The organism is Natrinema halophilum (assembly GCF_013402815.2).
In the GTDB taxonomy this organism is placed as follows: Archaea; Halobacteriota; Halobacteria; order Halobacteriales; family Natrialbaceae; genus Natrinema; species Natrinema halophilum.
In genome coordinates, this window is the sequence record NZ_CP058601.1 from 1,813,995 (window position 1) to 1,835,793 (window position 21,799).

Below are 21,799 nucleotides of genomic sequence, written 5' to 3' on the forward strand. Positions count from 1 at the left end.
TGTTATGTCAGGCGTGCCGTGATCTCCAACATGACCTTCCAGATCTGTCGAATTACGATTTTCACATCGGTCCAGAAAGATTGTCGTCGAATATACTCGAGATCGTGTCGAAGTTTCGTGTTTGGATCAGTGCTCTTCGCTCCGTTGATCTGCGCGAGCCCGGTCAGACCCGGTTTCACAAACCATCGTTTGCGCCAGGACGGAGCGTCTCGCTCGAGCAACACTTCCTCTTCGATCCATGCGGCTCGAGGGCCAACAACGCTCATATCCCCAATAAGTATCGACCAGAGTTGCGGAAGTTCGTCTATATGGGTTTTCCGCAATGTGCGGCCGACGCGTGTGATCTGATCGTTTTCCACGTCGTCAGCGGGTGCTGCGTCTTCGCTTTCGGGAATCATCGATCGGAACTTGTACACGGGAAAAGTTTCGCCGAAGCCGGCAGTTCGATTCTGGCAATAGAAAACGGGACCTGAACTATCGAGTTTGATCGCGATCGCGATCACTACCATCAACGGCGCGAACACGACCAGACCGACGACCGCAAACACGACGTCGAACACCCGCTTGAACAGGTGATCCATCGGGTCCCAGGGCTCGAGGTCCACGTCAACTAGTTCCCCAACGTCGCCCTCCGATACCAGCACGCTATCGGCGTACTTCCGGTGAACTTTCGCGTCGACGCCGTGTTCGTGACAGGCATCTAATGCACCGAAGAACTCCGCGCGGTCGGCCTGTCGAAACGCCAGTACGACGGTGTCGACGTCGTACTCGACGAGGATGTCCTCGAGTCGCGAGAGGCCGCCGAGACGAGACAGTGAATCGAGTGCGCCCTGGAGGCCGGCTTCGGCCTCGAGAGCGGTATCGCCGTCGTAGCGGAGTTCGACACCCCCGTCGGCGATGGCTTTCCCTGCCTCCTCGGACGAACCAGACGGCCCCTCTCGAGCGGCGGTGATGGTCGGACAGAGGTAGCCGAGGACGGGAGCCTCGACGGCGGGTGCGACGCGTTCGATCTGAGCGGGATCGTCGCCGACGATCACCGTGCGTCCGTCGGAACCGGTCGGTCGAGATCGGATGACGAGGAACCACGCGGGGAGCGCGACCGAAAGGAATCCGACGATCATCACGAGCGTCGCCCGCGGGAGGCGGTGGGACCACTGGAAGTAGCCGAGCGCCGCCAGCGCGAGGCCACCGACGAGGACGCGCTTCTGGACGAGAAAGACCGTATCGAGAAGGCGGCGCGGCCGCGGCTTGTACAGCGGCCAGATCGCTCCCGAAATCACGAGGACGCTGAGTGTGAGCGCCAGGCGGAACGACGATTCGTCGAGAACGATCGGTTCTAATCGGTTGAACAGGGGAACGGCCGTCGTGAATACCGATTGAGCGAGTGGGTGGTTCGCCATGAAAACGGCAACTGCCACGAGACACGCCGTCCCGGTCGTGCTTGCGAGCCGATATCGCCACCCAGTGAGCATCTACTACACCAAGGTAACTACCCTCTCATATAATCTTTGAAACGACCTATTTCCTGACATGGGTGTATATATGAGTTGTGGCCGTCTTGCGATAATCAGCTTCATTTCCGTTCGAAATCGGCCTCCAATATCAGGAGCTATCAGAACTAGTAAAATAGTAATAGTCCGAGTTTCTAAATTAAACCAAGGCAGGCTATGATTCCTCCCGGCAAACGGACTGTTCTACCAGTGACGACGTGGACGAACACCCACACGGATTCGTTCGGACCGCACGATGGACCGCTTGTCTCCGTCGAATACGATCAGAACCGCAGCATCGAGGCTCTGAACAACAGACATCGGTGGCATCGACGCGGACAATCAGGTGCTGATTCGTCCACTTTCGGCCATCAGTCTCGAGTTCCGATCAGTGCCGCGGCTGGAGGTATCACCACGACAGATGCACCACGCTCTCGATCGATATCCGACCCAACCTCGTTACTGTCGATACGCCGCGAGCCCGACTGGCCCGCGGAAGGCCAGCGATGACGAGTTCGGAAGTCACGTCCAATGGCAGCAGGCTGGGTGGCAGAGCCATCCACGACCGTTGTTCCCGGTGTGTCAACGCGTTTCCGGATCGGTTGAGAGCCACGACGCGGCGCTCGAGCGAATCGCGCCGAGGTGAGTCGTTATATTCCAGTGGAACACATCCGCTTTCAGAGATGGGGATCGAAAATTGACGGGGAGGATCGTGGATTACCACAGATTCGAAGCTCTCGATCACGCGGTCTCCATGCTGAACGATCGGAGTTGCCTCGACAGAGGACAGATCGGGGACCGGTGAGCAGAAAGTGCGTTCGAAGGGGCCGTTCCACAACTCGTTCAGTGCTTGAGAGGTCTCCGGCTATGACAGCGCACCCGAGAAACCGGTCCATAGCCGATACACAGCCACCGCCTTACTATCCAACGCGATCGCAAACGGACGGCCAGTGTCGACTCGAGACCCCATTCGGCGGGACAGCAAGCGGTGGGTGCCGGCCGCCGTCATCACCGCCCTCATTTGCTACTGGTCGCTGGTCGCGTCGCCGCCACCGATCCCACTGGTGGACGATATCGTCTCGGGCGGCGATATCGCGTCGATGCCGTCCGTGACCGTACACGCCGCCGTCGTCCCTATCGACGTTTCCTGGTTCGACACTCGCCACGGACTCGCGTACGCTGCACTAGCCCGCAGTCTCGAGTACGCTCTCGCCGACGGCGAAACGGATACGACTCGTCTCCTCCCGCTCGTCTTCTGCGTCACGATCTGCTTCGGCGCGGTGATGGAGATCGGTCAACTGGCGCGTTTCGGCCGCGTCGCCTCCCTGGCCGACGTCGCGAGCAACGCCGTGGGTGCCGGCGCCGCGATCACGCTGTCCGCAGGGAGACGACGGTCGTTCACCCCCTCATCTCCCTCGAGCGATCGGACGTAACTTTTCTACGCGCCCGCGACAAGGATCGGGCCCGAGCAAGAGATCGGTACGATCAAAAAGCCGCCGCGTGACGTCGCTGGCAAGTGCATCTCAGGTATCGACTCGCGATCGGCGTCGTCTGTCTCCTCATTCTCAGCGGTATCTGCGTCCACTACGGTTCTGCGAACGACGAGAACTGGCCCCATCCAACCGGTGACCAGCTTCAGAAACAGGGGCCTGGTGCGTTCGTCGGCGAACGAATACTCCTGTTCGGCGAGGTTCGATCCGTCGACGATGACGCCGACGTAATCACCATTCACGTTCTGGACGACAGCAACGACGTTGCAGCCGAACTCGAGGTCCATGGCTTCGAACTGCGAGTCGAACCGGGCGGCGTGGTACAGGTGTACGGCGTCCTCGAGTCCGAAGCGGTGATCGAGGCTGATCAGACGGTCGTCGTCAACCGCGATCCGTCGACGACGGCGTACAAACTCGGGACGTCGCTCGTCGGCCTTCTGCTGGCGGTGGGCTACTTCCTCCGGACGTGGCATGTAAACGTCCGAGAACTTGCCTTCGAACCGAGAGCGAGTGTCCCCGAACGCAACGCTGAATACGAGGAGGGACCCCGCAGTGGCTGACCTCCTCTCACACGTCCTGCTCGCCTACGCGGGCTGTACGGTCGCGGGCTGGTACCGTCCGATACCGGATCGCTGGGTCTCCGTGGTGATGATCGGGGCGATCCTCCCGGATCTGAATCGAGTTACCCTGCTCGTCACGAACGAGACGCTCGAGACGACCCTCGGCGTTCCATTCGACTTCGGTGCGCTGTCGACGCTCGGCGGTGCTATCTTCCTCGCGGGCGTCGGCGCGATTGTCGTCGTCGACCGGCACCGACTGGCGTTCGTCGCGTTATTCGCGGGTGCGCTGTCGCATCTCCTCATCGACGGCCTCAAGGCGTACGCTGACGGATTGGCCGGCCCGTGGTTGTACCCGCTCACGTGGGCGCGCCATCCGACGCCGAGCCTCTACGTCTCGTCGGATCCAGCCGTCCTCGCGCTCGCTGTCACGGTCGCCGCCGTCGTCACCGGGATCGACAGGTACTTCATCAACTCCGACCGGGCTATCGCGGTTCCGTGGTGACGGCCGTAACCGTCAGCTCGAGAGAACGTGATATCCGCGCCGTTGTCGGCTCGAGAGAATTGCTCGCTGCTGATTCGTGGGACGTCCGAAAGCGAACATGACAACGGTTATAATCCCCGCACAGACTTTCTGGTCTATGAACTCTCGGAGTGATGTATGCCGCTAATTGACGACGAGGGCAACCTCTTCGGCGTCGTTAACGTCATCGACGCACTTGCGGTCGCCCTTCTCCTCGCCGTATTCGTCGCAGGAATTGCGTTCGTGGGCGTCCTCGGCTCGGACGGAGAGCCCGAAACGAAATACGCCACCATCGACCTCGGCGGTCAACCCGATTACGTGGTCGAGCGCGTGAGCGAAGGGGATACGATCACCGTGGACGGCTCGTCGAACAACTTCACGATCACCGACGTCTACGTGACGCCGTCGAACGGTAAAGCCATCAGGAACCGGACCCAGGTGAGGGTCCGCGCCGAGATACACGGCGAGACTGTCCAACTCGAAGATCAGGAGGAGCCGCAGTTCCAGTTCGCCGGGGAGCCGCTACAGGTCGGTAACGACATGCGGGTCGCGACGAACAACTACTCCGCCACGGGTCGAGTGACGAGTCTCGATCCGAAGGGAAAGACCCTCACCACCGCTGAAACGCCCGTCTTGCTCGAGACGACGATATCGGAGCGAACGGCGGATCGAATCGCAGCCGGGGATACCGTTACGGTCGGCTCACAAACCGTCGCAACGGTAACGAACGTCCAGTTGTACCCTGCCGGAGGGGATCAGTTCCGGGCGTTCGTGGGCGCGGAATTACGGACGCTCCAGCGGGGATCGGCGCCGATGTATGCTGGCCGAAAAGTGACCGTCGAGAGCCAGATCAGCATGAGTCCTGACGGGTACGATCTCACAGCAGCGGTCGTCCGACGGGGGGCTGATCAAGAAATCGGCGACCTGACGACGATCGATGCCGAAATAAAACTCGAGAACATCCCCCCCGAAGTCGCAGACGAATTCCAGACCGGGATGACGGAATCGATTCGCAGCGAGACGCTGGTCACGATCGAATCCGTCGAGTCCGAACCCGCCGAGATCGTCCTCGAAAGCGAAGACGGGGACATCTACCTCCGCGAGCATCCGAAAAACAAGGACGTCACGCTCTCCGTCACATTGCGCACACGGCAGACTGATACCGGACTCCGGTTTTACGGCGACTCGCTCCAGACCGGCGATACGGTCGTCCTCGATTTCGGAACGACGCGCGCCGCTGGGACAGTCACGAATATCGGATAGGAGCCGTACGCATGTTCAGCGACGCATACGAAGAGTCAGCCGTCGTCCAGTTTGGACGCACAGTCGCCGCGAAGACGCGGACGGCCGTCGAGCAGTCACTGATCGGGACGACGCTTCGTCAGACTGGGCCGGACGTGACAGCTCCCCCGCCGGGAGACGACGACTCGGCTGCAACGGCCAAAACCAACCCGATCCTGGCTCGCTCTACGATTCGGTCCGCGAGTGCGACGCTGTGGTCTCGAGTACAGGTAGAACCCTCGAGGGCACGGGTCGCAGGGATGGGAGGGACGGTGCAACGATACGTGACGGCGTCGTTTGGCTACCGCTGGCTCACGTCCGAGCCGGAGCCCGACGTAATCGTCATCGACCTGCGCAAGACAGGCACTATCGGACCGTTCATCGACGTGCTGGATCGGTCACTGAGCGAACTGGCCGCCGGGCGTCCGTCGTCTGCGGTCGCCGACGGAGTGACCGCACTCGAGGAAATCGTGCGCGACCGCCCGATAGCCGTGGCAGCCACCGTCGGTCTCACCGCGGTCTGGGTCTCGCTTCTCGCTCTCGGGCTTGGCGGCGCGATTTCCCTGCCACTGCTCGTGGCGCATCTCCTCGGTGCCGTCCTCGCGATAGCCGGCGTTCGCTCGCGTCGGAGCCTCGACGACGTTCGAGAAATGCGTCTCATCCAGCTGCTCATCTCCGTGCTCGAACCACCGGAACCACCACAACCGGCGCTTCGGACCGACGACGAGGCCGAAGACGGAGACAACGAATCGTCCTAACACGAGACGCAGCTATCGCATGCCCCGCAACGGCTCGCGTCCGCGTATGCAGGCGATGAACTACACATGAACGCGTCGGACGAGGGCGGCTGCCGACACAGAATCGAACTCGTACGGAAAATCGGCAACAACGATTAAGTGCACCCGAAACACCCGTACGGTCGATGCACCTCCAACAAGATCAGCCGGATCAGTCAACGACGCTCCTGGCTCGGCTCGAGGATACGGCGTGTTCCTTCTGTGACGATGGCCGTCTCGTCCGAGAGGAGTACAAGGGGAATGCGGCGGTGGTCTGTACGAACTGCGGGACTCCAGCAGCGCAGATCTGGAACGAGGAGACGTCGCCGAGCGACGCCACGACAGTCGCAGTCTCCCCCACGGACCGATAGCGCAGCCCGAAACTGCTCCATCACAGCTTCAAGATATAGTGCTGTCCCGAGAGTGATTCGCATCGAGCAAATCTGCACCCGGCTGTTGAGGCTGTAGCGGCGTGTCAGCTGCGGCGCAAACCCAAAAACCCACTAATCCCTCCTCTCCGTTCACCGGAGTATGAACGTCTCCATCGTCGGCAGCGGCTACGTCGGCACCACCATCGCGGCCTGTCTCGCGGATCTCGGTCACGACGTGATCAACGTCGAAATCGACAAGGAAATCGTCGACAGCATCAACGCCGGCGAGGCACCGATCCACGAGTCGGGCCTCGAGGAACGAATCGCCGACTACGCGGGTACGAACCTCCGCGCGACGACGGAGTACGACGAGGTCCGCGACACGGACGTCACCTTCCTCTGTCTACCCACGCCCCAGACCGACGACGGGAGTCTCGACCTCGCGATTATGCGCGCCGGAGCGGAGTCACTGGGCCGGACACTGGAGAGCAAAGACGGCGATCACCTCGTGGTCGTCAAGAGTACGGTCCTGCCCGGCACGACCGAGGACGTGGTTGCACCGATCCTCGAGGGCGAATCCGGTACCTCGATCGGCGACGGAATCGATATTGCGATGAACCCCGAGTTCCTCCGAATGGGGACCGCAGTCACGGACTTTCTCGAACCGGATAAGATCGTCCTCGGAACCGCATTCGACGATGCGGCGGCCACACTTCGCGAACTGTACGCACCGATTCTTGAGCAAGAAAACACGGATCTCGTCGAAACGGACATCCGCGAAGCCGAACTCATCAAGTACGCGAACAACGCGTTCCTCGCTGCCAAGGTCTCGCTGGTCAACGAACTGGGCAACATCGCGGCCGAATACGATACAGACGCCTACGAAGTTCTCGAGGCGGTCGGCCTCGACGACCGAATTTCCGACCGGTTCATGCGCTCGGGGCTGGGCTGGGGCGGCTCCTGTTTCCCGAAGGACGTCAACGCGCTCCGGGCCGGGGCGCGCGAGCAAGGCTACGATCCCGAACTGCTCGACGCGGTCGTCGCGGTCAATGACACGCAGCCGCGTCGGCTCGTCGACCTGCTCGCGGATCACTTCCACCTCGAGGGAGCCCGCATCGCGGTTCTCGGTCTTTCGTTCAAGCCCGGCACCGACGACGTCCGAAAATCCCGCGCGCTCGACGTGATCGACCACCTCGGAGAGCGCGGCGCGACGGTCGTCGCGTACGACCCGGTCGCGATCGAGAACGTGCGACCCGACTATCCGAGCGTCGAGTACGCGGAGTCGGCCGAGGAGGCACTCGAGGGCGCGGACGGCGCAGTCGTCGCGACTGATTGGCCGGAGTTCGACGAGCTGTCGTTTGCGGGAATGGCTCGCTCCGTCGTCATCGACGGCCGACGGATCGACGTCGATGAGTCCGCACTCGAGGTCTACGAGGGGCTAACCTGGTAATCGCTTCCCGAACTCGGGCGGATCTTCGCATCGGACGGCCTCGAGTCCACGAGAAAACGCTAACCCGGGTGACATCCGGTAGAAAATCCTTTTGCGTATGGGTACCCATACATAGCGTATGAGCAAAAACATCGCAATCTCCGACGACGTGTATCGCGAACTGAAACGGGAAAAAGGGAATCGGAGTTTCAGCGAGGTGATTCGAGACCATCTCGAGGAGCGCCGCCGCCTCACCGACGTCACGGGAGCTAACATCCTGGATCAGGAGACGCACGACGACGTGAAGAACGATATCGAAGACCTCAGTCAAGGTACACTCTCTCGACTTGACGATGAAACTGTGTGATACGTCGGTTCTCGTCGATATCGACCGTGGTGGAGTTGCTGACCGTGTGGCGAAACTCGACGACGAAGGACGTCACGCGATCAGCACGGTCACAGTTACCGAACTACGACTCGGTGTCAATAAGCGCTACGAGGAGGGTACAGCACGCCAGGAAGCGCTTGCTGACCTCGAGCGCTTGCTCGGCAGGTTCGAAGTCATCGACGTAGAGCGCGCCGTTTCGACTGCTGCAGCCGACATCATTTCATCGTTACAACAACGCGGGGAGCCCTTACACGATTTGCACGATGTCTACATCGGAGCGACAGCAACAGTCGAACAACTGCCGATTCTGACTGCGAACGTGGACCATTTCGACCGAATTGACGATGTTACAGTCGTCGACTGGTCCTCTTTTTGATTGGGACTGACCTGCGGTGATCGTTCCGGTCCATATCGCTCAAGTCAAATCTCCACTCTCGGTCGGCCCCGGTCGGAAATGAGACCTGCATCTGACAACGCAGTTTTGACTTCCTCGTACCGCTGAAGGGGGCTTCCGCTCCAACGTGTTACGATGGTCTAGCCGTCGTTCGAGAACCTCTCGTTTGCGGAAATGGCTCGCTCCGTCGTCGTCGATGGCCGGCGAATCGACGTCGACGAGGCGGCAGTCGAGGTCTACGAGTGGCTGACCTGGTAATCGCGACCGGTATTTTACTCGTTTCATGACTGTCACTTCAAGCGTAATATCGACGGTATAAGCCCAATAGTGGTCAATCAGTAGCCTTTTGCGGGTCGGCGAGGGAGTACTTCCCGATGGAAGACGACGCGGTTCGTGCGGACTCGAGCGTCCTCTCGGACGGCGGAGAAACCGTGGCGATCACGGACGAAGCCGACGAAATTTCACCCGACGAGGTTTGCGTCCTCATCCCCACGCTCGACGAGGCGGCGACGATCGGTGACGTGATCGACGGATTCTACGACGAAGGGTACACGAACGTCGTCGTCGTTGACGGCGACTCCACCGACGATACACGCGAGATCGCTCGCGAGCACGGCGCGGAGGTGATGGTCCAGTCCGGCGATGGGAAGGGGCAAGCCGTTCGCGAGGTTCTCGAGTACGTGACGGTTCCGTACGTGTTGATGCTCGACGGCGACGGCACCTACGATCCGGCCGACGCGGACAAAATGATCGAACCGCTCGCGCGCGGGTACGAACACGTGATCGGGAACCGCTTTGCGGATATGGACGACGACGCGATGCGGGCGTTAAACGGGTTCGGCAATCGGATGATCAATCGCGCGTTCGGGTTCGTCCACGGGGCTAACTACGAGGACATCCTGTCGGGCTATCGAGCATTTACCGTCGACTCGTTCGAGCGACTGTCGCTCGACTCAGACGGATTTACGATCGAGACGGAACTGGCCGTCGAGTGCGTGAAACACGGAATCGAGACGACGGTCGTGCCGATCAGTTACACGGCTCGACCCGACGAGTCCGAGACCAATCTCCACCCGATCAGGGACGGCGGGACGATCCTACTGGCGTTGTACTCGCTGGCCAAGACCAACAACCCCCTGTTCTACTTCGGAAGTCTCGGCGTTTCCGGCATCGTCTCCGGTTTCCTTATCGCGGTATACGTTCTCTGGGAGTGGGTCCAGTACAACCAGAGCCACGAAATCATGGCGGTCGTCTCTGCGGCCGCGATACTACTGGGCGTCCAGTTGCTCATGTTCGGCGTCCTCTCGGACATGCTCGTGACCTTACACCGAGAGCAACGCCGGCGACTCGAGCGTATCGCGCGGGAAGCACGCGACAAGTAGCAACACGCACACGGCAAGCAACGGCACGCCAGACCCGCAATACGTAACGGCACGCCAGACCCGCAACACGTAACGGCACGCCAGACCCGCAACACGTAACGGCACGCCAGACCCGCAACACGTAACGGCACGCCAGACCGACACCACGTATCACGCAGTTTCGATCGGCCGCGCTGTCGCTATCGGTCACTCGACGCTATTCTCGAGAGAAATCGGGGAGGAAGAAGCCAAGAGGGGACTGAGAAGCGGGTGTGCGGAACGATGTCAGGCTAGTGCGTATTCCACGCGGTTGGTCCGACGGCACGCGAGCGGGCGATCAGAACGGCAGCAGTGAGCGGACCTGTGCGACGACGCCGCCGGAGCGATTCTGACGGTACTCCTCGAACGGCTGGTGGAGCTGATTCAACAGCTCCTGTCTGGAGTCGAACTTGGTCGTTGGAACGCGGTCGAGCATTTCGCTCAACGGGACGTCGTTCCCGTTGACATCGTAGGGGATGCGCTCGTGGCCGAGTTCGGCCCTGACGTCGTCCTTCGTGGCCGGAAAGGAGAGGTCAGCATCTTTGAGGCGGGCGTCGATAGCAGCAATGCCGAACTCGATACTGTCGGGTTCCTCGTCGTCTCCGCTCGATGGTGGCCGGACTCCCATACCTGTATCTCACGCTACGGAGCCGGATATAAAAATGCCTGTGGAGACGACCAACGACGCGAGTGATCGGCCGCGACCCCGTCAGTCGCCACCAGTCGCCAAACGGACAGCGGCCGCGAACTGTCGACACGCATTTGGGGGCCGCGACGGAGTATGGCGTATGACCGAATACACCACGGTGTCGATCCCGAAGGACCTCGCGGACCGCGTCGAGGAGACGATCGAAGGCACGAGCTTCCAGAGTACCAGCGATTTAGTCAGATTCCTGTTGCGCAGTATCGTCATCCAGCACCAGAAAGAGGGCCAGCTCACCGAGGCGGAGTTCGAAGAGATTACCGAACAGCTCCGCGGGCTCGGCTACCTCGAGTAAGCCGGCGACAGGAGGCGGTTTCCCACTGTAGTCGGCAGCCGCCTCCGGGCAACGCGACGATCGTTTTTCCACGCAGTGGCAGGCCGGTGCTTTTCCCGCTCGAGCCGGATAGCTCCTCTTGGAGGGCCGAGATGCATGCCCCACATCCCGAATTTCCCGGCCGACGACGCTGACGACGAAGGGCGCGATCGGTCACCCGGCAGCATCATCGACCGGATCATCGGCGACGACGAGTTTCCGGTATCGGCGAAGAGCTCCAGTAGTTGTTGAAATGATTCACCCACCCCTCGCACTGCTGCGGCCAGCGAGTACTCGCTGGTCGCGAATTCGCCAGTGAGGTGTGCAATGACGTTCAACGACTGCTGTAATGGACACCCGCTCGATTCGAATTTTTTCGCACGCGAGAACGCGACGACGAAGCGAACGATGGCCTCGGTTCGATCACCGCTCGAACCGACGTGGACCAGCGTGTCGCCCGTCAATGGAGGTTCTGATGAGACGGCCCGATGGCGATTGCGGTGACGGATCAATCTATCAGCATTGGCGTCGATAGGGCATCCGTCAGCGATCTGTCTGCGAGGTCAGTCTGTCAGCGATTGCCCCGGTGGTGCGGCGTCGATGATTTCGAGCGGTTGCCGAACCCCGCTTCTATCAAACGCGGCGAATGAGCGTTCATCGGGTCCCCAGGGGGGAACGGCGACGAAGATAACTTCGGCTAGGTCGTCCCGTTTCGTCACCTCGAGTTCGCCGACGGGATGTGAGACGAAGCGGCCCTGTGCCTGGCGGGCAGGCGTCGAAAGGTCGACGCCGAAAACGGCGTTGACAGGGTTGTCGGTGGTCGGCAAAAAGAAGTCCGTGAAAACCGGCGTTTCGGGGGGAAGCGCGCTCGCGCCCTCGAGTTCGCTTGCGGCGGTAACTGAAACGCCGGTCGTCAAGGGGGATGGATCGGCATCGCTGGCCAGGTCCACCAGGACCTCGACGAGCGCGCGAGTTACGTAGACCACACCACTGCTTGGAGTGCGCGATAGTTAGATGTATGCCACGCAAAGTTACGTCTCGATACCTCGGTCGCCCGGTCTCTCAGATCGGCAGCATCTCGCGAGCGGTCGACGCGTACAGCCTGGGGGCGCCCCGACGTGAGCGAGCGAGTGCGTTCTCGAGAGCCCGGGCGGCGTCGTCCATCACACCGGCACCGTGTCCCACGAGGACGCGCTCGGGTGCAACGCCACGAAGGGGCCTCCGAGGTGGTTTCAGCCGCAACGCTGGGTGGACGCCGAGCGTCTCGTCGCCGGCCAGGAAGTAGTCCACGGTTCCGACCGTTTCGGGAACGACGAGCGTTCCGTCGGCCGGATTATAGAGGGCGACTTCCTGCCAGAAACGATTGTCGACGACCGTCAGCGATCGGATGCCGGTATCCGAGAGTTCGTCGTCGAACCGGGCGACCGCAGCGTCGACGTCCTCGGTAACGCCCTCGAAGAACTCGGGAAGGTAGACGGGGACGTCGTGACGGTCGGCGACGGCAGCTGCGTCGCGTTTGTGCCGGTCGAGCGCGACTACGACGCCGGCGACGTCGCCAAACTCGTCGAACAGATCGTCGATTCCATCGGCGTCGACGGGGTCGATCACCCAGACGTCGCCGTCGACGGCGAGCGCGTGGCTCGCACGTTGCATCGTTTCGTCCGGGTGGGCGATCCAGCCAACGCCGCCCTCGAATCGGTCGATTTCACGGAATTCGCTCGCTCGCTCGTCGACGCGGAAGCTCATACTGGTATGCTACGCCACGACACTGCATAAATATAGGTAAACGGTACCACCCCGAGAAACAGTTTTCCGAGCGTGGACAGACCGGTTGCCGCCGACTCGCTTTCGTGCTGTCCACCGATATCGTCGCGAAACAGCGTGGGCCGACTTTCCAGCGACGCTTCTATATCGCTTCTTCGCATACTGCCGTGCATGTTATCCGACCTTTCCTGGCTGGCACTCGAGGCCAAGTACCTCGAGCCGGCGAGGACGTTCTACGAGGAGGAATTAGGTCTGACCGTCGGCGAGCGCGGAGACGACGAGCTCGTCTGTGCGGCAGGCGAGACCGATCTCGTGTTGCGGCGACCCCAAACCCTCCCGCGCGGCGGGATACATACGCACTTCGCGTTCGCGATCCCGGAAACCGAGTACGACGAGTGGTGGGATCGACTCGCGGAAACGTACGACCTCGAGGAAGCACAGTTCGGCCCCGCACGATCGCTGTACCTGTACGATCCCGACGGCAACTGCGTCGAGATCGGTCAACAGGACGTCGCCGGCCCGGGGATTGACGGGGTTTTCGAGGTCGTTCTCGAAGTCGAGGATCTCGATCGCGCGACGGAGTTCTACGAGTATCTGGGATTCGAAATCGTCGACGAGGGCGACGACCGCAAGCGCGTTCGACTCCACGGCCCGATGGCGCTCGAACTCTGGGAACCCCACCTTGGAATCGCCGACGCTCGCGGTGGTGTCCACGTCGACCTCGGGTTCGAAACGGACGACCCCGTCGCGGCGCTCGAGGCTGTGGGCGATCGAGTTCAGTCGGTCGAACGGGAGACGACCGACGAAGTCGTCGTTCGGGATCCCGACGGTCATTTCCTGACGTTTATATCCTGACGCTACCCCCGGCGTTCCCCGCGTCGTAGCGGCCCCGCGACCGACTTGCGCGCCGGCGACCGACAGCGACCGTTCGCCCACTCTGTGCCCTCGCCTCGGGGCAGTCGTCGATCGATCCGTGGCCGCGATCTGAACCGGTCGATCGAGGGGACAGTGATTCCAGCGAGAACGTACCCTGGAGCCCTATTACCGTTCCTCTCGAGAGATACCAAACGGCTATCCAGAATGAGACGTCGAGCAGGTGGGCTGACAACGACGCTGGGAACGCAGCGCCAGATTCGGGTGCTCTTTCTGGGAGTGCTCGTCCTGAGCGGTGCAGCAATCGCCTACGGTGCGACAGTCGAGACCAGGACGGGACCCGGAGAGGTCGTCCGATCCGCGCCGGCGGCGCAGAATCACACGGTCATCACGCAATCGGGGCGAGTCGGTAACGTTCTCGCCTACGCACCGAACGGAAGCCTCGTCTATGCAAACGATTCGCACACGAAATACTACGACGTCGACCCGGTCGCGAACGAATCGATGACCGTCGAATACGTCGCAACGGACACGCTGTACCAGAAGAGTCCCCGGTGTCAGGATCCGCCGTGTGCTCGTAACGTCATCGAACGGCTGAACCTCTCGACGGGCGAAACGACCGAGGTCTATGCCCAGTACGTGTACCGGGAAACCGCCGGCGAGTGGCACGACGCCGACCGAATCGACGACCGACACGTCGTCGTCGCCGACATCGCCGCCGACCAGGTGTTCATGGTCGACACTGCGACCGAAATGATCGAATGGACGTGGGACGCCCAGAGCACTTTTCCCGTCGACGGCGGTGGCTCGTACCCCGGTAACTGGGTACATTTGAACGACGTGGAGGTGCTCGAGGACGGGCGCGTAATGGCCAGTCTCCGAAACCAGGATCAGGTCGTTTTCATCGACCCGGAGACCGGAATCGCTGAAGACCGGACACTGGGCGGGGATGGCAACCATACGATCCTAGACGAACAACACAATCCGGACTACATTCCAGCGTCACGCGGCGGCCCAGCCGTCGTCGTCGCGGACTCCGAGAACGATCGCGTACAGGAGTTCCAACGCGAAGACGGCAGGTGGAACCGCACCTGGGTCTGGTCCGACGATCGAATGCAATGGCCGCGGGACGCCGATCGGTTACCGAGCGGCAACACGCTCGTCACCGATACTGACGGAGAGCGAGTACTCGAGGTGAACCGGAGCGGCGATGTCGTCTGGCAGGTCGAACTCCCCCATCCGTACGATGCCGAACGGCTGGAGACCGGCGATGAAAGCACTGGCGGTCGAAGCGCGGTCGCGCTCGGCCTCAAGTCACAGGTAGCCGACGGCAATACTGAGAATGGCCGAAGCGACGGAAACCGTCGTTTCGGACCGATCCTCGACGTGGTTCGAGAGTACCTTCCGTCTCGCCTCGAATACGTTCTCGTACACGGCAGCCCGACGTGGCTAACGACGTCCGACCTCGGCCCGGTTATCGTCGCCCTCTGTACGGGAGTCGTGTGGGGTATCGTCGAGCTTCGGTGGTTCCTTCGGTCTCGCGGAATCCGGTTTCGCTGGCCCGTAAAGCGTCGCAAAAAGTGAGATAGCCGTGCAGTCGTGAGCCACGTCCACGCGAACGCGCTTTTTCCACAGCAGTCGTATTTCGTCTCTATACGACGTCCGTCACAGCCGCTCCGTGCTCACGTCGACTCCCGGCGGCGTCACCAGCAGAAAGCCGCGGAAGTGGACCAGGTTGCCGCCCGATTCCTTGATTTCGCGCGCGAATCCGGCGGCCAGTTCGTTGACGTCGCCGTCGACGTTGAGAACGAGGACGTTCCCGTTCGATATCGTCTCGATCCATTCGTCGGCCGGTGTCGTCCCGTCGAGGACGCCGAGGACGATACTGCCCTCGAGGTCGAGTTCCTCGTCCATGTGTTCCTCGACGGCCCGGAGATCGAGGTCGAAATCGCTCATACGAGGGGGTTGAACTGAAACGAGAAAAACGTTCCTCTCGCCCGAGTTTCGGAGGAGCTAGTCCGTCGGGAACTCCTTCTGGAAGCCGCGAAATTCCGTATGGTGGGCCTCCTCGTCGGAGAGAACCGTCACCGCTACGTCCTCCGTAACGGGGTCGTTTGCGTCGGCGGCGGCCTCCACCAGCGAGCGGTACGTCTCGATCGCATCGTTCTCGGCCTCGAGGACGCCTTCGATGACCGACTGAACGTCGGTCGTGTCCGCCGGCGGCTGGAGACTGTGCTGGTTCGCCTCGAACGACTCCGAACCGGGCGGGGATTCGTCGAGCTGTTTCAGGCGCTCGCCGAGCATCCGCGCGTGATCGAGTTCCTCCTGAATATCTTGCTCGAGACTCGCTTTGACCTCCTCGGCGTGGATGCCGTCGAGGACGATCGCGTTGGAGAGGTAGTTCATTACTGTCTCGAGTTCGTCGATGTACGCCTCCGTCAGCAGGTCGGTGATCTCGTCGGTCGTCATGCGCGCCGGTCTACAACAATTGGGCATAAAATCCTGACACGCGCGACTGCGCGATGCACCCCCGGTATCGAGGTTCGGTCGGCCGCGCGCTGGAGACCGGATCGTGGATGGATCACCTCTCTTGATAGCTGTGACTCTCGAAGCGCTCATCGTCTTATCCGAACGTTCTCGCTGATCGTTTCCAAGTTAGAGAACGTTTGTCGCTTTTTGTCGGCAACCAGTGATCGAAATCGACCAAACGGCCACCGGGGAGCGCGCGCCAGCGCTCGAGCGAGCCGTGACGGGTCGATCGGCGGAATAATTCGGTTCCAACCCCCCTTTCCGGGGCTGATCGAGCGAGCGCCTCCATACTGTATTAGGATGTACCCTCAACTAATAGGGCGGCGCAGTCGTGCGGTTTTCCGCTGTAACGACGAATTGTGCTCGGTTTGAACAGACGCTTCCTGCCTCGGACAGCGTTAGGTTTATATAGATCGTCGCACCTCGGATTCAGATACAATGTCTTCACAAGACAACCCGTCCTCTGACACCAGTCAGGGGGGTCGAGTTCTTCCAGGGCACGTTAGATTCCACTGACGAAATAGAGTCAGCACGTGTCTTCGATACGACCCTCCGGGACGGCGAACAGTCGCCCGGCACTTCGTTTTCCTACGACGATAAACGGCAGATCGCGTCCGTTCTGGACGAGATGGGAACTCACGTCATCGAGGCGGGATTCCCCGTCAACTCGGACGCCGAGTTCGAGGCCGTTCGTGATATCGCTTCGTCCACCAGTTCGACGACCGCCGGCCTCGCCCGCGTCGTCGACGGGGACATCGAAGCGGCGCTCGACTCCGGCGTCGAAATGGTGCACGTCTTCGTCAGCACCAGCGACGTCCAGATCGAGGATTCGATGCATGCCACCCGGGAGGAAGTCGTACAGCGCGCAGTTGAATCAGTCGAACGCGTCAAAGAGGCGGGCGTGACCTGCATGTTCTCGCCGATGGATGCGACGCGAACCGACGAAGAATACCTGATCGAAGTCATCGAGGCGGTTTCCGACGCGGGGACCGACTGGATCAACATCCCGGACACCTGTGGCGTCGCAACGCCGACCCGGTTCCGGGCCATGATCGAGAAAGTCCTCGCCCACACCGACGCTCGGGTCGACGTCCACACCCACGACGACTTCGGACTGGCCACCGCCAACGCACTGGCGGGTATCGAAGCGGGCGCGTCCCAGGCGCAGGTGTCGGTCAACTCCATCGGGGAGCGGGCCGGCAACGCCGCCTACGAGGAGTTCGTGATGGCCGTCGAGTCGCTCTACCAGACTGACACCGGCATCGACACGACGCGCATCACCGAACTCTCGGAAATCGTCGAAGAGAAAAGCGGAATGCCGACGCCGGGCAACAAGCCCGTCGTCGGGGGCAACGCCTTCTCCCACGAAAGCGGCATCCACGCAGCCGGCGTCATCGAAAACTCCGACACCTTCGAACCCGGCGTCATGACTCCCGAGATGGTCGGTGCCGAGCGCAGGCTCGTTATGGGCAAGCACACCGGCACCCACTCGGTCCGGGAGCGACTCGTCGAGTGCGGGTTCGACCCCACCGACGAACAGGTCACGGCAGTTACTCGCCGCGTCAAAGACTACGGTGCCGAGAAGCGCCGCGTCACAGTCGACGTGCTGGAGCGCTTCGCCGAAGAGGCTGGCGTCGAACGCCAGCAGGATCAGGAGGAGGTGCGCGTCTGAGGAATGTCCTCCCCGTTTGCCACCGTTCGCGAGCCCCAGCTATCGCGTTCGAACGATCGGACTCGTAAGGATTATGACCCTCGAGGTCACTACGTTGTCAGTAATGACGGTCAGCGCTCCACTGTCGACGTCCGCTCGCACGGTCGGCAACAGCGCGCTCGCTCCGATTCGTATTGTAGGGGCGTCCTAGCCCCATCCTCAGTACCTCGTAGCTTCGAACCGGAATCCGCAACGTTTTCCGAGCGACCAGCAATTCAGCAGATGACACACTACCGTACACCACCCGATCGCCGTACACCGGCGGGAGGCAATCGATGAGCGAACGCGCAGCAAAGGTCACACCGGCGGACGAAGAACAGAACGACGACCAGATCACTGACGGCGCTGCACCCGACGCGGCGTCCGAGACAGACTCCACGGCTAACGTCGAGTCAGAAACGACAAAGCCCGTCACGACGGGTGCCGAAGCCGTCGTCCGCGCGCTCGAAAACGCGGGCGTCGAATACGCCTTCGGCGTCCAAGGCGGGGCGATCATGCCCGTCTACGACGCGCTCTACGATTCGGACATCACCCACGTGACGATGGCCCACGAGCAAGGCGCGGCCCACGCGGCCGACGCGTACGGCATCGTCTCGGGCGATCCTGGCGTCTGTCTCGCGACGTCCGGACCGGGCGCGACCAATCTGGTCACCGGCATCGCGGACGCCGACATGGACTCGGATCCGATAGTCGCCCTGACGGGGCAGGTCCCGACGGAGTTCGTGGGCAACGACGCTTTCCAGGAAACAGACACGACTGGCGTTACGACGCCGGTTACGAAGGACAACACCTTCGCGAACGATGCGGATCGGGTCGGCACGGACGTCAGCGAAGCGTTCGCGCTTGCCCGCGAGGGCCGGCCAGGGCCGACGCTGGTCGACCTTCCGAAGGACATCACCAAGGCGGAAACCGACCGCGAACCGGACGCACCGAAGGTCCCCGACACCTACGAGGTCCAGGAGCGGGCAGCCCCCGAAATCGTCGCAGCCGCGGCCGAGCGGATCGAGAACGCCGCACGGCCGGTGTTGCTGCTCGGCGGCGGGGTTATCAAAGGCGAGGCCAGCGAGGCCTGCCGCGAGTTCGCGCTCGAACACGAGATTCCGGTCATCACCACGATGCCCGGCATCGGCTCGTTCCCCGAGGACCACGAACTCTCGCTCGAGATGGCGGGGATGCACGGGACCGGCTATGCCAACATGGCGATCACCCACTGCGACACGCTAATCGGGATCGGTACCCGGTTCGACGACCGGCTGACCGGTGGAATCGAAACCTTCGCACCCGACGCGGAACTCATCCACGTCGACATCGACCCCGCGGAGATTTCGAAGAACATCTATGCGGATTACCCGCTCGTCGGCGACGCCGAAACCGTCGTCGGCCAGTTGTCAGCCGCCGTCGACTCGTCGCCGGAAGCGACGAAGTGGCGTGCACAGTGCCAGCAGTGGAAATCCGACTACTCGATGGCGTACGACGCGCCCGAGGACGAACCGGTCCAGCCGGAGTTCGTCGTCGAAGCGCTCGACGAAGCCACGAGCGACCGCGCCATCGTCACCACCGGCGTCGGCCAACACCAGATGTGGGCCTGCCAGTACTGGACGTTCACCGAGCCTCGGACGTGGGTCTCCAGTCACGGCCTCGGCGCGATGGGATACGGACTTCCGTCGGCGATCGGCGCACGGCTGGCGGCCGACGACGATCAGGAGGTCGTCTGTATCGACGGTGACGGATCGTTCCTGATGACGCTTCAGGGTCTGTCGGTCGCCGTCCGCGAGAACTTAGACATCACGGTCGCCGTCCTCAACAACGAGTACATCGGGATGGTCCGGCAGTGGCAGGACGCCTTCTTCGAGGGACGTCACTCGGCATCTGACTACCACTGGATGCCCGAGTTCGACAAACTCGCCGAAGCGTTCGGCGCGAAAGGGTTCAGAATCGACGATTACGACGACGTCGCGAACACGATCGACGCCGCCGTCGCCTACGACGGCCCCTCGGTGATCGACGTCCACATCGATCCGGACGCCAACGTCTACCCGATGGTTCCAAGCGGCGGCGACAACGGCCAGTTCGCACTGACGGAGGACCAGCTATGAAGCGTGGACTCGACGGCCCGGCACCGGAAGAGCGACCGACGCCCGCGGGTCGACGAAACAAGCAGGGCATTCGCATCGATCCCGAGGTCGAGGTGACTCACGCACCGCGACGCACAGTCATCTCTGCGCTGGTCGAACACGAACCCGGCGTCCTCTCGGACGTCTCAGGGCTGTTCTCACGGCGGCAGTTCAACATCGAGAGCCTGACGGTTGGTCCCACCGAAGACGAGGATCGCGCACGGATGACGATCGTCGTCGAGGAGACCGATCCCGGCATCGATCAGGTCGAGAAACAGTTGCGCAAGCTGGTGCCGGTCATTTCCGTTCGCGAACTCGAGCCCGACGCCATGCGGCGCGAACTCGCGCTGATCAAGGTCGAGGCGGACCGACCCGACCAGGTCGCCGCCGTCGCGGACATGTACGACGGCAATACCGTCGACTCGAGTCCCGAAACGGCGACGATCGAAGTGACCGGCGCGCGCCAGAAGATCGAGGCCGCGATCGATACCTTCAGCCAGTTCGGGATTAGAGAGATTTCCAGGACGGGAACGACGGCGCTGGCACGCGGCACCGATCAGACCGCGGCATCCGGGACGGCACAGTCCGCCGACCAGGCGAACCAACACCGACACCACACACAAACTGCTGACGATGACTGACGAATTTACAACCGATATCTACTACGACGACGATGCCGACGTATCGACGCTCGACGACGAAACCGTGGCCGTCCTCGGCTACGGCAGCCAGGGCCACGCGCACGCGCTGAACCTTCACGACAGCGGGGTCGACGTCGTCGTCGGCCTGCGCGAGAGCTCCTCCTCGCGATCGGCCGCCGAAGCGGATGGACTGACGGTGACGACGCCCGACGATGCGGTCTCGCAGGCGTCCTACGTCTCCGTGCTCGTTCCCGACACCGTTCAGGCGTCGGTCTACGAGAACGCTATCGAGCCCAACCTCGAGGCGGGTGACACGCTGCAGTTCGCCCACGGGCTGAACATTCACTACAACCAGATCGAGCCGCCCGAAGACGTCGACGTGACGATGGTCGCGCCGAAGAGTCCGGGCCACCTCGTTCGGCGCAACTACGAGAACGACGAAGGGACGCCGGGGCTCTTGGCGGTCTATCAGGACACCACGGGCGACGCGCAAGGCCGCGCCCTCGCGTACGCAAAGGGGATCGGCTGTACACGCGCGGGCGTCATCGAGACGACGTTTCAGGAGGAGGTCGAATCCGACCTCTTCGGCGAACAGGCCGTTCTCTGTGGCGGCGTCACGTCGCTGGTCAAACACGGCTACGAGACGCTGGTCGACGCCGGCTACTCCCCCGAGATCGCCTACTTCGAGTGTCTCAACGAACTCAAACTGATCGTCGACCTGATGTACGAAGGCGGACACGCCGAAATGTGGGACTCGGTCTCCGATACCGCCGAATACGGCGGCCTGAGCCGCGGCGACCGAATCGTCGACGAATCCGTTCGCGAGAACATGGAAGAGACGCTCGAGGAGATTCAAAACGGCGAGTTCACCCGCGAGTGGATACTCGAGAATCAGGCAGGACGCCCGAGCTACCACCAGCTCCGGGACGCAGAGAAGAACCACGAAATAGAGCAGGTCGGCGAGCGACTTCGCGACCTGTTCGCGTGGGCGGACGAAGCGTCCGAAAACGAAGACGAATCCGTCCAGGTGCAGGCGGACGACTGAGAGCCGA

Annotated in this window: 24 protein-coding genes; 18 read left to right on the forward strand and 6 right to left on the reverse strand. The window is 61.8% G+C overall.

All coding sequences use genetic code 11. From position 1 onward, the window contains the following. Nucleotides 1-2 precede the first annotated feature (2 nt). Nucleotides 3-1,472: a sugar transferase gene (locus HYG82_RS29585; RefSeq protein WP_179260661.1), complete on the reverse strand. Its 1,470-nt coding sequence runs from the start codon at nt 1,470-1,472 to the stop codon at nt 3-5. A gap of 968 nt (nt 1,473-2,440) precedes the next feature. On the opposite strand from HYG82_RS29585, the gene HYG82_RS29590 reads away from it, so the two are divergent. The 10 genes from HYG82_RS29590 (at nt 2,441) to aglJ (ending at nt 10,081) form a co-directional block, all read left to right on the forward strand. Beyond that, a complete protein-coding gene (locus tag HYG82_RS29590) occupies nt 2,441-2,923 on the forward strand; it encodes a VanZ family protein (protein WP_179260662.1) in 483 nt (160 codons plus the stop codon). Nucleotides 2,924-3,006: 83 nt separating this feature from the next. Beyond that, nucleotides 3,007-3,540, forward strand: a complete 534-nt coding sequence (locus HYG82_RS29595; RefSeq protein WP_179260663.1) for an OB-like fold-containing membrane protein — start codon at nt 3,007-3,009, stop codon at nt 3,538-3,540. Further along, a complete protein-coding gene (locus HYG82_RS29600; RefSeq protein ID WP_179260664.1) occupies nt 3,533-4,042 on the forward strand; it encodes a metal-dependent hydrolase in 510 nt (169 codons plus the stop codon). Before HYG82_RS29595 ends, HYG82_RS29600 begins: the two co-directional genes overlap by 8 nt. A 156-nt stretch (nt 4,043-4,198) precedes the next feature. Then, nucleotides 4,199-5,323: a DUF4330 family protein gene (locus tag HYG82_RS29605; protein ID WP_179260665.1), complete on the forward strand. Its 1,125-nt coding sequence runs from the start codon at nt 4,199-4,201 to the stop codon at nt 5,321-5,323. An 11-nt stretch (nt 5,324-5,334) separates the two neighbouring features. Continuing rightward, a complete protein-coding gene (locus HYG82_RS29610) occupies nt 5,335-6,099 on the forward strand; it encodes a hypothetical protein (RefSeq protein WP_179260666.1) in 765 nt (254 codons plus the stop codon). A 164-nt stretch (nt 6,100-6,263) separates the two neighbouring features. Beyond that, entirely contained in the window at nt 6,264-6,488 is a 225-nt protein-coding gene (locus HYG82_RS29615) for an HVO_A0556 family zinc finger protein (RefSeq protein ID WP_179260667.1), read from the forward strand. A 160-nt stretch (nt 6,489-6,648) separates the two neighbouring features. Further along, entirely contained in the window at nt 6,649-7,938 is a 1,290-nt protein-coding gene (aglM, locus tag HYG82_RS29620; protein WP_179260668.1) for a UDP-glucose 6-dehydrogenase AglM, read from the forward strand. A 118-nt stretch (nt 7,939-8,056) separates the two neighbouring features. Beyond that, the gene (locus tag HYG82_RS29625) at nt 8,057-8,284 is read left to right on the forward strand and encodes an antitoxin VapB family protein (protein ID WP_179260669.1); all 228 of its coding nucleotides are present in this window, start codon (nt 8,057-8,059) and stop codon (nt 8,282-8,284) included. A gap of 46 nt (nt 8,285-8,330) precedes the next feature. Beyond that, nucleotides 8,331-8,681: a type II toxin-antitoxin system VapC family toxin gene (locus HYG82_RS29630; protein WP_235217865.1), complete on the forward strand. Its 351-nt coding sequence runs from the start codon at nt 8,331-8,333 to the stop codon at nt 8,679-8,681. 392 nt (nt 8,682-9,073) lie between these two features. Beyond that, nucleotides 9,074-10,081: an S-layer glycoprotein N-glycosyltransferase AglJ gene (aglJ, locus tag HYG82_RS29635; RefSeq protein ID WP_179260671.1), complete on the forward strand. Its 1,008-nt coding sequence runs from the start codon at nt 9,074-9,076 to the stop codon at nt 10,079-10,081. Nucleotides 10,082-10,397: 316 nt separating this feature from the next. On the opposite strand, the gene HYG82_RS29640 is transcribed toward aglJ, so the two are convergent. Beyond that, nucleotides 10,398-10,727, reverse strand: coding sequence for a DUF5789 family protein (locus HYG82_RS29640; RefSeq protein WP_179260672.1), 330 nt, complete (start codon nt 10,725-10,727; stop codon nt 10,398-10,400). 160 nt (nt 10,728-10,887) lie between these two features. Between HYG82_RS29640 and HYG82_RS29645 the strand changes: the two genes are divergently transcribed. Then, on the forward strand, nt 10,888-11,097 hold the full coding sequence (locus tag HYG82_RS29645; RefSeq protein ID WP_179260673.1) for a ribbon-helix-helix domain-containing protein: 210 nt from the start codon (nt 10,888-10,890) through the stop codon (nt 11,095-11,097). 135 nt (nt 11,098-11,232) lie between these two features. Beyond that, nucleotides 11,233-11,367, forward strand: a complete 135-nt coding sequence (locus HYG82_RS44290) for a hypothetical protein (protein WP_284145036.1) — start codon at nt 11,233-11,235, stop codon at nt 11,365-11,367. Between the two features lie 311 nt (nt 11,368-11,678). On the opposite strand, the gene HYG82_RS29650 is transcribed toward HYG82_RS44290, so the two are convergent. Together HYG82_RS29650 and HYG82_RS29655 are read right to left on the reverse strand one after the other, a co-directional pair. Continuing rightward, entirely contained in the window at nt 11,679-12,101 is a 423-nt protein-coding gene (locus HYG82_RS29650) for a JAB/MPN domain protein-containing protein (protein ID WP_179260674.1), read from the reverse strand. Between the two features lie 76 nt (nt 12,102-12,177). After that, a complete protein-coding gene (locus HYG82_RS29655) occupies nt 12,178-12,861 on the reverse strand; it encodes a hypothetical protein (RefSeq protein ID WP_179260675.1) in 684 nt (227 codons plus the stop codon). Between the two features lie 189 nt (nt 12,862-13,050). Between HYG82_RS29655 and HYG82_RS29660 the strand changes: the two genes are divergently transcribed. After that, nucleotides 13,051-13,734, forward strand: a complete 684-nt coding sequence (locus HYG82_RS29660; protein ID WP_179260676.1) for a VOC family protein — start codon at nt 13,051-13,053, stop codon at nt 13,732-13,734. 225 nt (nt 13,735-13,959) lie between these two features. Then, the gene (locus tag HYG82_RS29665; protein WP_179260677.1) at nt 13,960-15,336 is read left to right on the forward strand and encodes an arylsulfotransferase family protein; all 1,377 of its coding nucleotides are present in this window, start codon (nt 13,960-13,962) and stop codon (nt 15,334-15,336) included. An 81-nt stretch (nt 15,337-15,417) separates the two neighbouring features. Here the strand turns inward: HYG82_RS29665 and HYG82_RS29670 are convergent, their stop codons facing one another. Next, on the reverse strand, nt 15,418-15,708 hold the full coding sequence (locus tag HYG82_RS29670) for a DUF5779 family protein (RefSeq protein ID WP_179260678.1): 291 nt from the start codon (nt 15,706-15,708) through the stop codon (nt 15,418-15,420). A 57-nt stretch (nt 15,709-15,765) separates the two neighbouring features. Next, nucleotides 15,766-16,221: a ferritin-like domain-containing protein gene (locus tag HYG82_RS29675; protein WP_179260679.1), complete on the reverse strand. Its 456-nt coding sequence runs from the start codon at nt 16,219-16,221 to the stop codon at nt 15,766-15,768. Between the two features lie 472 nt (nt 16,222-16,693). Here HYG82_RS29675 and HYG82_RS29680 point away from each other — a divergent pair, with 472 nt between their 5' ends. The 4 genes from HYG82_RS29680 to ilvC all read left to right on the forward strand — a co-directional run bounded on the left by HYG82_RS29680 (nt 16,694) and on the right by ilvC (nt 21,792). Then, entirely contained in the window at nt 16,694-17,953 is a 1,260-nt protein-coding gene (locus HYG82_RS29680; protein ID WP_179264429.1) for a LeuA family protein, read from the forward strand. Between the two features lie 314 nt (nt 17,954-18,267). Next, a complete protein-coding gene (ilvB, locus tag HYG82_RS29685; RefSeq protein WP_179260680.1) occupies nt 18,268-20,088 on the forward strand; it encodes a biosynthetic-type acetolactate synthase large subunit in 1,821 nt (606 codons plus the stop codon). After that, complete coding sequence (gene ilvN / locus HYG82_RS29690) at nt 20,085-20,747, forward strand: acetolactate synthase small subunit (protein WP_179260681.1); 663 nt, start codon at nt 20,085-20,087, stop codon at nt 20,745-20,747. The genes ilvB and ilvN overlap by 4 nt, the downstream gene beginning before the upstream one ends. Continuing rightward, nucleotides 20,740-21,792 carry a ketol-acid reductoisomerase gene (ilvC, locus tag HYG82_RS29695; RefSeq protein ID WP_179260682.1) on the forward strand — a complete coding sequence of 351 codons (1,053 nt, stop codon included), beginning with the start codon at nt 20,740-20,742 and terminating at the stop codon, nt 21,790-21,792. Before ilvN ends, ilvC begins: the two co-directional genes overlap by 8 nt. Nucleotides 21,793-21,799 lie beyond the last annotated feature (7 nt).

What these genes read in the sequence shown, in the direction of transcription:
- HYG82_RS29585 (WP_179260661.1), bottom strand. Translation starts at nt 1,472, where the DNA reads ATGCTCACTGGGTGGCGATATCGGCTCGCAAGCACGACCGGGACGGCG.
- HYG82_RS29605 (WP_179260665.1), top strand. Translation starts at nt 4,199, where the DNA reads ATGCCGCTAATTGACGACGAGGGCAACCTCTTCGGCGTCGTTAACGTC.
- HYG82_RS29610 (WP_179260666.1), top strand. Translation starts at nt 5,335, where the DNA reads ATGTTCAGCGACGCATACGAAGAGTCAGCCGTCGTCCAGTTTGGACGC.
- HYG82_RS29615 (WP_179260667.1), top strand. Translation starts at nt 6,264, where the DNA reads ATGCACCTCCAACAAGATCAGCCGGATCAGTCAACGACGCTCCTGGCT.
- aglM (WP_179260668.1), top strand. Translation starts at nt 6,649, where the DNA reads ATGAACGTCTCCATCGTCGGCAGCGGCTACGTCGGCACCACCATCGCG.
- HYG82_RS29625 (WP_179260669.1), top strand. Translation starts at nt 8,057, where the DNA reads ATGAGCAAAAACATCGCAATCTCCGACGACGTGTATCGCGAACTGAAA.
- aglJ (WP_179260671.1), top strand. Translation starts at nt 9,074, where the DNA reads ATGGAAGACGACGCGGTTCGTGCGGACTCGAGCGTCCTCTCGGACGGC.
- HYG82_RS29640 (WP_179260672.1), bottom strand. Translation starts at nt 10,727, where the DNA reads ATGGGAGTCCGGCCACCATCGAGCGGAGACGACGAGGAACCCGACAGT.
- HYG82_RS29645 (WP_179260673.1), top strand. Translation starts at nt 10,888, where the DNA reads ATGACCGAATACACCACGGTGTCGATCCCGAAGGACCTCGCGGACCGC.
- HYG82_RS44290 (WP_284145036.1), top strand. Translation starts at nt 11,233, where the DNA reads ATGCCCCACATCCCGAATTTCCCGGCCGACGACGCTGACGACGAAGGG.
- HYG82_RS29655 (WP_179260675.1), bottom strand. Translation starts at nt 12,861, where the DNA reads ATGAGCTTCCGCGTCGACGAGCGAGCGAGCGAATTCCGTGAAATCGAC.
- HYG82_RS29660 (WP_179260676.1), top strand. Translation starts at nt 13,051, where the DNA reads ATGTTATCCGACCTTTCCTGGCTGGCACTCGAGGCCAAGTACCTCGAG.
- HYG82_RS29665 (WP_179260677.1), top strand. Translation starts at nt 13,960, where the DNA reads ATGAGACGTCGAGCAGGTGGGCTGACAACGACGCTGGGAACGCAGCGC.
- HYG82_RS29670 (WP_179260678.1), bottom strand. Translation starts at nt 15,708, where the DNA reads ATGAGCGATTTCGACCTCGATCTCCGGGCCGTCGAGGAACACATGGAC.
- HYG82_RS29675 (WP_179260679.1), bottom strand. Translation starts at nt 16,221, where the DNA reads ATGACGACCGACGAGATCACCGACCTGCTGACGGAGGCGTACATCGAC.
- ilvB (WP_179260680.1), top strand. Translation starts at nt 18,268, where the DNA reads ATGAGCGAACGCGCAGCAAAGGTCACACCGGCGGACGAAGAACAGAAC.
- ilvN (WP_179260681.1), top strand. Translation starts at nt 20,085, where the DNA reads ATGAAGCGTGGACTCGACGGCCCGGCACCGGAAGAGCGACCGACGCCC.
- ilvC (WP_179260682.1), top strand. Translation starts at nt 20,740, where the DNA reads ATGACTGACGAATTTACAACCGATATCTACTACGACGACGATGCCGAC.